The sequence below is a fragment of the Butyrivibrio sp. TB genome (genome assembly GCF_900110805.1).
Taxonomy (GTDB): Bacteria; Bacillota; Clostridia; order Lachnospirales; family Lachnospiraceae; genus Butyrivibrio; species Butyrivibrio fibrisolvens_C.
In genome coordinates, this window is record NZ_FOER01000006.1 from 87,793 (window position 1) to 101,108 (window position 13,316).

Below are 13,316 nucleotides of genomic sequence, written 5' to 3' on the forward strand. Positions count from 1 at the left end.
TTTCAGCACCACAATAAAAAAGAAGTTGAAACGGAGGAAAACCACGTGAACAACAGACTTTATAAGTTGATGAATTGGCCGGAAATTGAGGAGATAATTTATTCGGACGGACACGATCCGCATCGTATTCTTGGAGCACATAAGGTTGGGAATTCTGTTCTGATTCAGACATTTCGCCCTGATTATGCAGAGGTCAAAGTAGTATCATCTGATGGCAAGACTTACAAGATGGATCTTGAGGATGATGCGGGATTCTATGCAGCTTTGTTGCCATACAAGGCAGGATTCTCCTATCATTACGTATTGGTAGATCAGACCGGTAAGGAGACAGTATCTCATGATCCATATGTGTATGAGCCTCTTATAACAAGGGAGGATTGTATCAAGTTCTCAAGCGGTATGCATGATACAATCTATGACAAGCTTGGTGCTCATATGATGAAAAGAGATGGAGTAGAGGGTGTAAACTTTGCAGTGTGGGCGCCCGATGCTGCCAGAGTATCGGTAATAGGAGACTTTAATAACTGGGATGGCCGTATACATCAGATGAGAAGAGTAGATGAGAGCGGCATCTATGAACTTTTTATTCCTGATGTAACTGAAGGTCAGGAGTATCAGTATGAGTGCAAGACAAGAGGCGGAGAGATATTCCTTCGTCCCGATCCGTATGCTACAAGAACCAAAGATTATAAGGCTGAGGTGTCTGTAGTTGCTGCGGCTCCTTCATATAAGTGGGATGACAAGGCATGGATGACTCAGAGGAAGACTTATGACAAAACAGGCAGCGCCCTTTCTATAGTAGAGCTGTCTCTTGACGGATTTGCACAGACTGCATTTGAAGATGATGAAGATGTTACATATGCAGCTTTGGCAGCTCGTGTGATCCATTATGTTAAGGCCAATGGTTTTAATGCTATAGAGCTTCTTCCTGTATGTGAGCATGATGAAATTCACAAATTCGATGTTAATAGTTTCTATGCGATAAAAGGTGAGTACGGAACAGCAGCTGATTTCATGGACTTTATAAATGCCTGCCACAAGGAAGGTATACGTGTTATCCTTGACTGGACAGCTACTTATTTTCCCAAAAGAGATTATGGACTGTCCTACTTCGATGGCCATGCTCTCTACGAGTATGAGGATCCCGGCAAGGGAACCCAGCCTGGAACTCATCGCCTGATATTCGACTACGGACGCAAGCAGGTAACCAATTTCCTGTATGCTAATGCTTTATACTTATTAAAAGAATTCCATATTGATGGTTTACGTATTACAGATATATCAAAAGTATTGTATCTGGATTATGACAGAAAGCCCGGCGAGTGGACTCCTAATATCTACGGCGGATATGAGAACCTTGAAGCTGTAGAGTTCATGAGGGAACTCACACAAAAGGTCAATCAGCTGGATCAGGGAATCCTTCTTATCACCAAGGAGACAGCATGCTGGCCGCATCTTACAGATACTGTTGAAGAGGGCGGACTGGGATTTGACTACAAGTGGAACAATGGATGGTCTCATGACTGTCTTGAGTATATGAAGTATGATCCTATCTTCAGGGGTCAGCATCACAATGAGCTTACATTCTCTATGATGTATTCATATACAGAGAAGTTCATACTGGCTCTGTCACATGAAGATGTCGGCGGATATCCTTTCCTTAAAGAGATGATGCCTGGTGATGATGACCAGAAGGAGTCCAATGTCAGACTGATACTTGCTTATATGATGGTTCATCCCGGTAAGAAGATGCTCTATCATGGCAGAAATGCTGTATCTATGGAGCGCGGCCTTCAGATGGAGAACTTCATATACAAGCTCAATATGATGTATTTCGATCATCCGGCACTTTATGAGCTTGACGATGTGACTGATGGATTTGAATGGATCAACTCGATGGCAGCAGATCTGTGCATGCTTGCTTTTGTCAGAAAGAGCAGCAAGGACGAGGAAGAGCTCCTTGTAGTCATGAATATGGCTGGTGTTGAGAGAGAGTTCAGAGTAGGCGTCAACCACGATGGACGCTATGAAGAGATCCTTAATACAGATGCCAAGGACTTTGGCGGAAGCGGCGTAGTCAATGACAGAAAGATCGAGGCTGAGCTTATAGAGGCTGATGGCCGCAAGTATAGCGTGCCTGTTAAGCTTGCACCTCTTTCACTTGCAGTATTTTCTTACATTCCTTATACAGATAAGGAGAAGAAGATCCGTAAGATCAGAGAAGAGGCTCATGAGAAGAAGATAGCAGAGCAGGAGAAGAGCCGCTCACTTCTTCTTAGTAAGCATGAGAAGGAAGAGGCAAGGATGCTTGCTGAGCTTAAGGCCAAATACGAGAAGGAACTTGCCCAGCAGCAGAAGGCAATAGAAGAAAAGTATGACAAGATCGAAGAGGAAAGGATCTTTGCTATAGTATCTGATGCTGCTATAGAGAAGCTCGCTGAGACAGGTACCAATGAAGATGGCTCCAAAAAGGGAGCTTCTGATAAGAAGGCTCCAAAGAAAGCTGTTAAGAAGGTAACTAAGAAGAGCACTATCACCAAGTTCCCTGAGGGAAAAGATGTAAAGAAGCCTGCAGCAAAGAAGAGCACTTCCAAGAAGACATCATCTTCAAAGAGTAGTAAGAAGAAGGACACAGGTGATAAAGCCTGAATAGGTATACTAAAAAAAGGAATTAGTTTTATATGTTTTACAATTTTTTGATAAACACTTTCGCAGGGGCTGCACTTTCAGGTAGTGCAGCTTCTGCTACGACTGTAAATTCAGATGCGGCAGCAAATTCAGCCGCTACTGCTTCAACAGCTCTGCAGGAGACGATAGATGTACTCCCTTCTACAGAAGCAGCGGCTGAGACACTTACCAAGATCTCCGGAACAGAGGTTGATCCTTCGGCTTTGGAGAAATTCATGACAGAGCTTCCTGATAAGGCACTTAACTTTGGAGTTAAAGTTCTTATAGCGCTGGTATTCCTTCTTATATGCTGGAAATTGTCTAACCTGATAGTCAAGGCACTCCGTAAGTCTATGGAGAAGGCAAAGTCGGATGAGAGCATCATCCACTTTGTATGTAAGTTCATCGAAGTGGGACTTAAGTTCCTGAGCATAGTCCTTGTGGCAGCTTCTCTTGGATTTAATTCTGCAAGTATAGTTGCTCTTCTTGGTTCTGCCGGTGTTGCTATAGGTCTTGCTGTTCAGGGTACACTTTCCAATCTTGCAGGTGGTGTGATGATACTGCTTGTAAAGCCCTTCAAGCTTGGCGACTATATCATAGAAGATTCACATGGGCATGAAGGAACTGTTAAGGAGATATCCCTCTTTACAACCAAGCTTATAACACCTGATAACAGAGTGATCGTGATCCCTAATGGAGATCTGTCCAATACATCACTTACCAACTCGACAGGCAATAAAGTAAGGCTACTTCAGGTATTTGTAGGAGTTCCTTACAGTGAGAGTACTAATAAGGTTAGAAGCGTACTTGAAGGCGCTATGAATTCAAGCAAGTACGCACTCAAGGACCGCGAGATGCTGGTTGTAGTCAATGACTTCAAGGATAGCTATATTGAGATGCAGCTTAGATGCTGGGTTAAGTCTTATGAATTCCTTGCATCCAAGTGGGATCTTAATGAGAGAGTCAAGAATGCACTTGATGAAGCCGGAATAGAGATTCCATTTAATCAGATTGATGTGCATATGAAATAAGTATTTCTTAGATTTTGCAGATCGTAGCTGTGGCGCTTATTATCAAGATGCGCTGTGTCAAAAGAACTGCGAAATAAGTCCTTGCAAAAGAGAAATGCTGCTAGTATAATGTTTTTTGTCGGTGCGAAGGGTATATTCGCACCTGACAACATATAAGCTGCTGGAATGGCGCAGTTGGTAGCGCAACTGATTCGTAATCAGTAGGTCGAGGGTTCGAGTCCCTTTTCCAGCTCGGGTGCCGGGTACATCTTTATGATGTACCCGGCATTATTTCCTTAATCTATTTCCTGAACTTATTTCTTGAACACAACCCAGTTATGTGACCATGGTACCGGGAGCCCGAAGAGAGTCACATCTTTATCTGCTGCATTCCTGTACCAGGAATAGTTCCAGCCTGCGCCCATGTCCATGTACAGAGCGTTGGTGACACCAAGTCTTTGGAGTTCTTCCATAAACTGGGTGAAGTGCATCATATTGACAGAATCGATTATGCACAGATTTCCATTAAGTTCAGCAAGAGTTCTATAGCATCTTGCTCTTGGCCTGTCGAAGTTCATGACAACTTCGTGATCTTTGATAAGGCTAAATTGCATGAAGCCATTGCCGCCTGCATCGGCGGCTTTTTTTATTGCTCCTTCCGGATCATCGAATTCAAAAGAAAATTCTCCATCTGCAAATGTAAAAGCAGCAAAAGCATCTTTGTTATAGGGACTTGCATAGTAGGCTCCGTTTACAGCATGGTCCCCTTCAACATTCTCCTGACTAAAGTCAAGACTTACCGTATGCTGAAAGGCAGCCCCGCTGCACCATGTGATGGAATCATCAGACTTGGAAGGACGATCTTTGCATACAAGTTCTACATTGGAATATTCAGGGAAGAAGATATAGACCTTGCCTGTGTTGTATATTGTTGTCTCATTCCCGGGGATGATCTTATCGACAGGCATGCTGGAAGCATCTATACTTTCAGGAATATTAATATGATATTGGGATATAAGCCCCATGAATATAAATGCAAATGAAGGAATTACAAGTATCGAAGATGCATAAAAAATGCGATAAAGATACTTAAGCGGCTTAAAGGCAAGCTTCTCAGGCCCCCAGAGATAGATCACCAAAGTGACAACTTGAACCAGAGCTATAGTCAGATAAAACATATATAAGATATTAAGCCACATCTGTGCTACGAAAAAGCATGTGAATGAGCACAAAGAAAGCAGTGCCATTGCCATAAGCCATATTCCGGATAAGCGTTTGCGAAGGTTCATTTATTGTTCTTCCTTTCACGTTTTTCATTAAGAAGTTCATGACGAAGTAGCTTGAAAGAATCAAACTGGGATTCTATGCATATGAGCATGATGAGGATAGCCATATCGGTCAGATACATGAGCGCATTGGCCCACATGCCTGATGCAGATAAGCCCAGCATGCTGTTGGTAACAATAAGGATAATGTAAACGATGAATTTGAATATGATAGCCATGCGGTTGAAGATAACATTCTCGGGATTTCCATGAATCGCATAATTGATGATGAAATGATTGATCGTAATAACTATCGTCATGAGAAAAGACATACCTGCGGCTGCAAGGTACAAGCTCCCCTGAACGCCAACGACCAGATATACATCAAAATCCTGCTCGCTCCAGAGCTTTCCTAGAACAAGATAAGCTTCCTCATACATTAAACTAAAGAAAACACCGCCCATGAGACCTTTGGCAACGTCCCAGTTGTAATGCCTGAACGCAAAGAACATGGCAACAGTTGTAATGAGCTTAATTACAAGCCCAAATATAGCCATATAGTTATTTTCAAGAAGGCTTAGTAAGAATAGAGAAGCGGCGCCTGTGATCACAGATGATACGCATACTACAGCCATCAGATGTTCATTTAAGAAGATGGATTCCTTATTACTACCTTTTGTCATTGCTTTTTACTCCGTTTCTGTTGTCGCAAATACGATAATCAATTTTTATTTTATCAAAGGTGTGATTATCTGTCACATTAACAGAAGCGTTAGATTCGGCTTTGATTAGGCAAGTTTAGTTCATATGTGCTATAATTATTATATAAAGATAATAAATCGGAATGAGAGAAATAGATGATTTGCGTTGAAATTGATAATTTAGTTCCTTGTCTGAAAGATGCATCAACGGGTGATATTCTTGAGACAGAAGTTTTCCATGGAGCTGAACCGATTTGTATGTTGCATGAATATCAAATAGGTATATTTGATGAAGCTGCAAGAAAGATTCGTGAGGTTTATGATTATGAATGGACAGATGACGAAATATGATAAATATTTACAGTCGCTTGATGATATGCAAGAGCCTAAAGTACCCAATGCTCGTTTTGAAATGCGTAAGCTTATCGAATATGCGAAGGAACAAGGAAAACGTATATCAGAATTGTCTATAGCTGAAAAACAGAAATTTATTAAATATTTATGATGGAGTAATTACTAGAGCGAGTTAGAAATGTTTTTAACTCTTTCTATAAAAATTATTTTGATTTTTTGAATAATAAAAAATATTGGTGATAAAAGTTATTGTTAAAAAGGCTTTCCTGTTAGGCAGGAGAGCTTTCTTTATAAGAGGAGTTTGAATTGATAAACAATTAAAACTCTAGACGTGCACCCTGTAGGAGCACGTCCATAATGTAAAAATAATGAAGGAGAGTTCCACATGAAGCCTTTGATGCTTCGGATGTGCATAAAGAGTGGAAGGCTGTATACGGCGACAGGCTTATGAGCAAAGCAATATTTGATTGTGATTGATAAACTGTGCGGCATAAGCTCATATGATCTTTGCAATGGAAAGCTGAATTGAAAACTTTACAATGGAAATATGAATATTGCAAGTTTAAAAATGCATAAAATATTCAAAAATATACATTTTTAAACTTGCATTGCCACATCTGATGTGGTAAAGTAGCATTCATAACATGTATAAATATACAGGAGGAATTCATATGGCACAACTTTGGGGAGGCCGTTTTCAAGGTAAAACAGACCAGCTTGCCTGGGATTTTAATGCATCTATATCTTTTGATAAAAGGCTTTTGGAGGCAGATGTACGAGGCTCCAGAGCTCATGTAACAATGCTTGCCAAGCAGGGAATCATCACAGATGAAGATAAAGAGGCTATCTTCAAGGGGCTTGACTCTATCATGGCAGATGTTGAGAGCGGTAAGCTTTCTATAACTACTGAATATGAAGATGTACACAGCTTTATAGAAGCTAATCTCATAGACAGGATAGGCGATGCCGGCAAGAAGATGCATACAGGGCGTAGCCGTAACGACCAGGTTGCGCTTGATATGAGACTTTATACAAGAGATAAGGTCAAGGAGACGCAGGAACTTATTATCGATATGCTCAAAACTCTTCTAGATCTTCAAAAAGAGCATATTGATACCTACATGCCAGGCTTTACACACCTTCAGAAGGCGCAGCCTCTTACACTTGCCCATCATCTTGGAGCGTATTTGGAGATGTTCAAGCGTGATGCCCTCCGTATGAAGGATATCTATAAGAGGATGAATTATTGTCCTTTAGGATCAGGCGCTCTTGCAGGTACTACTTATAATCTGGACAGAGAGTATACTGCAAAGCTTCTTGACTTTGATGGCCCTACTCTTAACAGTATGGACTCTGTAGCAGACAGAGATTATCTTCTTGAGTATATGTCTGCGCTTGCTATCATGCAGATGCACCTTTCAAGATTCTCAGAGGAAGTTATCATCTGGAACTCTAATGAGTATCAGTTTGTGACTATAGATGATGCCTATTCTACAGGAAGCAGTATCATGCCTCAGAAGAAGAACCCTGATATAGCAGAGCTTGTACGTGGTAAGACAGGCAGGATCTATGGAGATCTCATGAGCCTTCTTACTACCATGAAGGGTATACCTCTTGCATACAACAAGGATATGCAGGAAGACAAAGAGGTGGCATTTGATGCGATGGACAATGCTCTAAACTGCCTGATCCTTTTTACAGATATGCTTAGAACCCTTAAGTTCAACAAAGAGGTCATGCAAAAGAGTGCGATGAACGGATTTACAAATGCAACTGATGCAGCAGATTATCTGGTTGTTAAGGGTGTTCCTTTCAGGGATGCACATTCTGTTATAGGAAGAATAGTGCTTCACTGTATAGATAAGGGATGCGCTATCGATGACCTTGATATAGATACACTTAAGTCTTTTGATGAACATTTCGATAATGATATATACGATGCAATATCTCTAAAGACCTGTGTTGAAAAGAGACTTACGATCGGAGCTCCCGGTATAAGTGCTATGGAGAAAGTCATCGCAGTCAATGAGAAGTTCATTGAAGACTATAAGATTTGAAATAAGTTTGTGGCTAAAAATATATAAGAGAAATATATACAAGAAAAATATATACAAGAACTATATGTAAAAACACTGTTTTTATGCAAAGATATATAAAAGTTTTTGACTATATGGTAAAAAATGTATATTTTATCTCTTTTCACAGAGAAAAAATAAGATTATAATAAACAGCAAATTAACGCGCTAAAGTACGGGACGCGTAAAAGCATTGGAAGAGGAGCATTATTATGAGTGAGAAGTTGAAAGTGGCAGTCCTTGGTGCAACAGGTATGGTAGGTCAGAGATTCATCTCTATCCTTTCAGATCATCCATGGTTTGAAGTTACTACAGTTGCAGCCAGCCCCAGAAGTGCAGGTAAGACTTATGAAGAGAGCGTCGGAGACAGATGGAAGATGGATGATCCGATGCCGGAAGCAGTTAAGAATCTTGTAATTAAGGATGTAACAGACGTTAAGGGCGTTGCATCTGATGTTGATTTCGTTCTGTCAGCTGTTAACATGAGCAAGGATGAGATCAAGGCTATAGAAGAGGAGTATGCTAAAACTGAGACTCCTGTTATCTCTAACAATTCAGCTCACCGCTGGACACCTGATGTTCCTATGATCGTACCTGAGATCAACCCTCAGCACAGCGATGTCATCGAATATCAGAAAAAGCGTCTTGGTACTACAAGAGGCTTCATCGCAGTTAAGCCCAACTGTTCTATCCAGAGCTATACACCTGCTCTTGCTGCATGGAAAGAGTATGGCCCTTATGAAGTTGTAGCTACAACATACCAGGCTATCTCAGGTGCAGGTAAGAACTTCAAAGAGTGGCCTGAAATGGTTGGCAACATCATTCCATTCATCTCAGGAGAAGAAGAGAAGTCAGAGCTTGAGCCTCTTAGAATCTTCGGTCATATCGAAAATGGTGTGATAGTTCCTGCTGAGAGCCCTGTTATCACAACACAGTGTATCCGTGTTCCTGTTCTTTATGGTCATACAGCAGCTGCTTTTGTAAGATTCAAGAAGGAAGCTACTAAGGAAGAGCTTATTGAGAAGCTTGTTTCATTCACAGGTAAGCCTCAGGAACTTGGCCTTCCATCTGCTCCTAAGCAGTTCATCCAGTACCTTGAAGATGACAATCGTCCTCAGGTTGCGCTTGATGTTAATTATGAAGGCGGTATGGGTGTGTCTATCGGAAGACTTCGTAAGGACAGCGTATATGACTGGAAGTTCGTAGGTCTTTCACATAACACTCTCAGAGGAGCAGCAGGCGGCGCTGTAGAGTGCGCTGAGCTTATGAAGGCTCTTGGATATATTCAGGCTAAGTAATTGAAAGAGTTTCTATCGCGGGATTTTGCGGCTGATTGTAGTCTGAAAGCCTCTGATATAGATAAAAGAAGAATTCTTAATTTATTATAAAAACTATTATAGAATTCTACAGAGATTTGTTTTATAATAAGCGTTGGTGTTGACATTTTCCTGATGCCTTGGGATGAGGGGGCGACTAGGGATAGATGACTTCACTGACGCTTATTCTATTGGGAGGAATCTTATAATGATTACTTTACAGATCCTAATTGCAGCCTTGGTTGCAGAATTGCCTTTTTCAGGTAATACTTTCAGTGTTTGGGATATAGCCCTTATCGGACTTATTACCATAATAGGCAGATTGTTATGTACTAAACTTCTCAAGGTTCATGGCCTTGCGAATGCAATTTCTTTTAACCTTTCACTTATCACAGCATCAGTGCCGATGATCCATTATATCTGGTGGCATGCAGCTAATGGAGCAGAGTATTCTACAGCTTCTAACGTATGGATGCTGATCCTGTGCGGTATCATCTGGCTCCTTTTCTGGAGACTTATCAATCCTTGGTACTATACTAAGGTTGACGGTTCATATGTTGCTATGAACTTTATTCCATATTTTGAGAACAGCGTAGTTCTTCGCGCTGTATGCGGAGTTATCCAGCTCCTTCCTATGACAATATTTGTAGCTTTCGTATGGTATGGATTTGCAGGACACTTCAGCCCTAAGGCTATTGCAGGTCTTGTACTTGCCAATGTTGTATGGGTAGCTGCATTCCTTTATCTTGTAGCAAGAGATTACAAGAAGCACCCTGAAGCTGTGATCGAGACAGTTAAGGATCCATATTCAGATCACGTTGAGAACGAGACAGAGTCCCGTTTTGAAGTTAAGCTTTCTGCTAAGAACTACAGACTCTTTACAATCTGTAAGGTAGTAGTACTCTATGCAGCATTCTGCCTTGACGGTCTGTACTATGACAGAATTCATAATGACCTGAATGAGGCATTCTCACATACAGTAGGTATCCCGTTCCTTATCTCTGTACTTGCTGTACTTGCAGCTTATCTCTTACAGGAGAGACTTAGCCTTCGTCTTATTGTTAACAAGAACCGCTTTGGTATCCACAAGATCTTCAGCTTTGGTGAAGTTGTAGATGAGAAGGATATGGTTGACTACGAGATATCAGGCAAGAATGCAAACTCTATTGCACTTACATATTTCAATGACAACAATAACAAAATGATCCGTTTCGATGGCGCATATGACAATGTATCTAAGCTCAAGAACTACATCGTAGAAGAGACAGCTATCGAGAGATATACACCTAAGACTCCTGCTCAGAAGAAAGAAGAGCTTGAAGCTCGCAGAGCACAGAAGGCAGCGCAGAGAGAAGAAAAGAAGAGAACAGCTCCTGAAAGAAAGGAAGCTAAGAAAGCCAAGAAGCTTGCTGAAAAGGAAAAGAAATCAGCAGAAAGAGAGCTTTCCAAAGAAAGAAATAAGATTGAAAAAGAGGCAAGACAAAAGCACGAAGAAAGAGAAAAACTTGCTAAGAAGAGAAAAGCTGAAAGAGATAAAAAACGTGCAGAAGAAGCAGCTTCTAAGAAAAAAGATGTCGAAGAAGAGACTAAGGCTAAGAAAAATGCCTGATAAGGGATTTGCCTAACCTGCAATGTAAAGGTCATGCCCGGCGGCATGACCTTTTTTAAACGAAAAAACCGCTTTTTTAGGAGGTCTAATGTCAAAAAGCGTTTATATAGCGGAGAAACCAAGTGTAGCTCAGGCTTTTGGAGCTGCTCTTGAACACGCTGATAACGAAAAATACAGAAAAGCAGACGGATACTGGGAATCAGACAATTCTATCATAACCTGGTGCGTAGGACATCTTGTCACAATGAGTTATCCGGAAGTCTATGATGAGAAGTACAAGAAGTGGCAGATGGATACACTTCCTTTCATTCCGGAAGAATTCAAATACGAAGTTATACCAAGCGTACGCAAGCAGTTCAATATTGTAAGCGGCATACTTAACCGTGCTGATGTTGATACTATATACATCTGCACTGACTCGGGACGAGAGGGTGAGTATATATACAGACTTGTTGACCGCCAGGCCGGTGTAAAGGATAAGACCAGGAAGCGTGTCTGGATCGACTCTCAGACAGAAGAGGAGATCATCAGAGGTATCAGAGAAGCCAAGGATGACTCAGCATATGATAATCTTGGATCGGCAGCTTATCTTCGCGCCAAGGAAGATTATCTTATGGGTATCAACTTCTCAAGAGCTCTGACACTTAGATATGGCTATAATATCAAGACATATCTGGGCGCTGATAAGGGAGTTGTATCTGTAGGACGAGTTATGACCTGTGTTCTGGGCATAGTTGTTGACAGAGAGCGTGAGATCAGGAACTTCGTCAAGACATCTTTCTATAAAGTCAATGCTGCCCTTGCTATAGGTGACAGGAATCCGGATGCTGAGTGGAAAGTTCAGCCTGAGAGTAAGTATGATCAGTCCCCGGCCCTTTATTCTGAAAAGGGCTTTAAGAAAAAAGAAGATGCTGATGCTCTCATAGAATTGTGCAAACAATCTGCCGATCCTCTTGAACTTACTGTAGCAAAAGCTGAGAAAAAGAAAGAAACCAAGAATGCACCGCTTCTTTATAACCTTGCGGAACTTCAGAATGACTGTTCCAGATTCTTTAAGATCAATCCTGATGAGACACTTGCTGTAGCTCAGGAACTATATGAGAAGAAGCTTACAACTTATCCAAGAACAGATGCCAGAGTATTATCATCTGCTATCTGTAAGGTAATAGATAAGAATATATCAGGTCTTACCAATTATCCTCAGGCAGGTGTATATGCTAAGTCGATCCTGCAGCACGAGTCATATAAAGGTATAGCCAAGACCAGGTACTGCGACGATAAGGCGATAACCGATCACTATGCTATCATACCTACAGGCCAGGGCTTATCTGCACTTTCCGGATGCTCTGCTACTACACAAAAGGTATACGAGATCATTGTAAGAAGATTCCTTGCTATATTCTTCCCGGCTGCTCAGTATCAGAAGGTTGTTCTTGATCTTGAACTTCAGCTCTGCCAGTCCAAGGAATTGCCCGGAGGCGAGAACGTTCCATACAAAGAGCACTTCTACAGTAACTTCAAGGTTCTATCTTCAAAGGGCTATCTTCATGTGATGGATTATTCTTTCTTTAAGAAAAAAGAAAAAGACAGTGAAGGTGAAAACAGTGCTGAAAATGAAGAGCAGATGACGGATGAAGCTTTCTTTGAAGAACTTCAGAAGATCAGAAAGGGAAGTAAGATCCCTGTATCCGGAATGTCTGTCAAGGAAGGTGAGACAGCTCCGCCTAAGCGCTATAATTCAGGAACCATGATCCTTACAATGGAGAATGCAGGACAGTTTATAGAAGATGAAGAATTAAGATCCCAGATCAAGGGAAGCGGAATCGGAACATCAGCAACACGTGCCGGTATCCTTACCAAGCTTTTTGCCATCAAGTATCTGAATCTTAACAAGAAGACGCAGATCATAACGCCTACGCAGCTGGGTGAGATGGTATATGAGACAGTAGCTATATCAATGAAGCCTATGCTCAATCCTGCACTTACCGCGTCCTGGGAGAAAGGACTTACAGGAGTTGCAGAAGGTGCTATTTCTGAAAAAGAATACATGGACAAGCTGGACGACTTCGTATCAAGAAGAACCAATCAGGTCAAAGAGAACAATTACAAGAACCAGCTGATGCAAAGGTTCAGGACGATAGATCAGTACTATCCTGAAGCTAAGAAGTCATCGGGTTCGAAGTCATCAGGTGCTAAAGGATCTGGTGATAAAGCTAAGACATCATCTGGGAAAAACAGTTGAAATGGTTCTAAAAAAGCAATAACATTAAACAGCAATAAAAAATTAGAAAAGGCATTGAATACTTAATATTGAATATA

At 41.2% G+C, this 13,316-nt stretch carries 10 protein-coding genes and 1 tRNA gene; 9 read left to right on the forward strand and 2 right to left on the reverse strand.

Annotation, left to right across the window (positions count from 1 at the left end):
- Positions 1 to 45 precede the first annotated feature (45 nt).
- The 3 genes from glgB to BMX21_RS05465 all read left to right on the forward strand — a co-directional run bounded on the left by glgB (position 46) and on the right by BMX21_RS05465 (position 3,930).
- Positions 46 to 2,649 carry a 1,4-alpha-glucan branching protein GlgB gene (gene glgB, locus BMX21_RS05455; RefSeq protein ID WP_092042177.1) on the forward strand — a complete coding sequence of 868 codons (2,604 nt, stop codon included), beginning with the start codon at positions 46 to 48 and terminating at the stop codon, positions 2,647 to 2,649.
- A gap of 32 nt (positions 2,650 to 2,681) precedes the next feature.
- Positions 2,682 to 3,698 (forward strand): mechanosensitive ion channel family protein, encoded by a 1,017-nt coding sequence (locus tag BMX21_RS05460; protein WP_092042179.1) that lies wholly within the window; start codon positions 2,682 to 2,684, stop codon positions 3,696 to 3,698.
- 159 nt (positions 3,699 to 3,857) lie between these two features.
- Positions 3,858 to 3,930, forward strand: a tRNA-Thr gene (locus BMX21_RS05465).
- A gap of 61 nt (positions 3,931 to 3,991) precedes the next feature.
- On the opposite strand, the gene BMX21_RS05470 is transcribed toward BMX21_RS05465, so the two are convergent.
- On the reverse strand, positions 3,992 to 4,966 hold the full coding sequence (locus BMX21_RS05470) for a hypothetical protein (protein WP_092042181.1): 975 nt from the start codon (positions 4,964 to 4,966) through the stop codon (positions 3,992 to 3,994).
- Positions 4,963 to 5,625, reverse strand: a complete 663-nt coding sequence (locus BMX21_RS05475; protein WP_092042183.1) for a hypothetical protein — start codon at positions 5,623 to 5,625, stop codon at positions 4,963 to 4,965. The genes BMX21_RS05470 and BMX21_RS05475 overlap by 4 nt, the downstream gene beginning before the upstream one ends.
- 174 nt (positions 5,626 to 5,799) lie before the next feature.
- Here BMX21_RS05475 and BMX21_RS05480 point away from each other — a divergent pair, with 174 nt between their 5' ends.
- From BMX21_RS05480 to BMX21_RS05505, 6 genes are all read left to right on the forward strand, one after another.
- On the forward strand, positions 5,800 to 5,994 hold the full coding sequence (locus BMX21_RS05480; RefSeq protein WP_034484156.1) for a hypothetical protein: 195 nt from the start codon (positions 5,800 to 5,802) through the stop codon (positions 5,992 to 5,994).
- A complete protein-coding gene (locus BMX21_RS05485) occupies positions 5,969 to 6,148 on the forward strand; it encodes a hypothetical protein (protein WP_022752903.1) in 180 nt (59 codons plus the stop codon). The genes BMX21_RS05480 and BMX21_RS05485 overlap by 26 nt, the downstream gene beginning before the upstream one ends.
- Positions 6,149 to 6,668: 520 nt before the next feature.
- Positions 6,669 to 8,054, forward strand: coding sequence for an argininosuccinate lyase (argH, locus tag BMX21_RS05490; RefSeq protein WP_092042185.1), 1,386 nt, complete (start codon positions 6,669 to 6,671; stop codon positions 8,052 to 8,054).
- 230 nt (positions 8,055 to 8,284) lie between these two features.
- Complete coding sequence (gene asd, locus BMX21_RS05495; RefSeq protein ID WP_022752906.1) at positions 8,285 to 9,370, forward strand: aspartate-semialdehyde dehydrogenase; 1,086 nt, start codon at positions 8,285 to 8,287, stop codon at positions 9,368 to 9,370.
- A 226-nt stretch (positions 9,371 to 9,596) separates the two neighbouring features.
- A complete protein-coding gene (locus tag BMX21_RS05500) occupies positions 9,597 to 10,997 on the forward strand; it encodes a hypothetical protein (RefSeq protein ID WP_092042188.1) in 1,401 nt (466 codons plus the stop codon).
- An 88-nt stretch (positions 10,998 to 11,085) separates the two neighbouring features.
- Positions 11,086 to 13,239 carry a DNA topoisomerase gene (locus BMX21_RS05505; RefSeq protein WP_092042190.1) on the forward strand — a complete coding sequence of 718 codons (2,154 nt, stop codon included), beginning with the start codon at positions 11,086 to 11,088 and terminating at the stop codon, positions 13,237 to 13,239.
- Positions 13,240 to 13,316 lie beyond the last annotated feature (77 nt).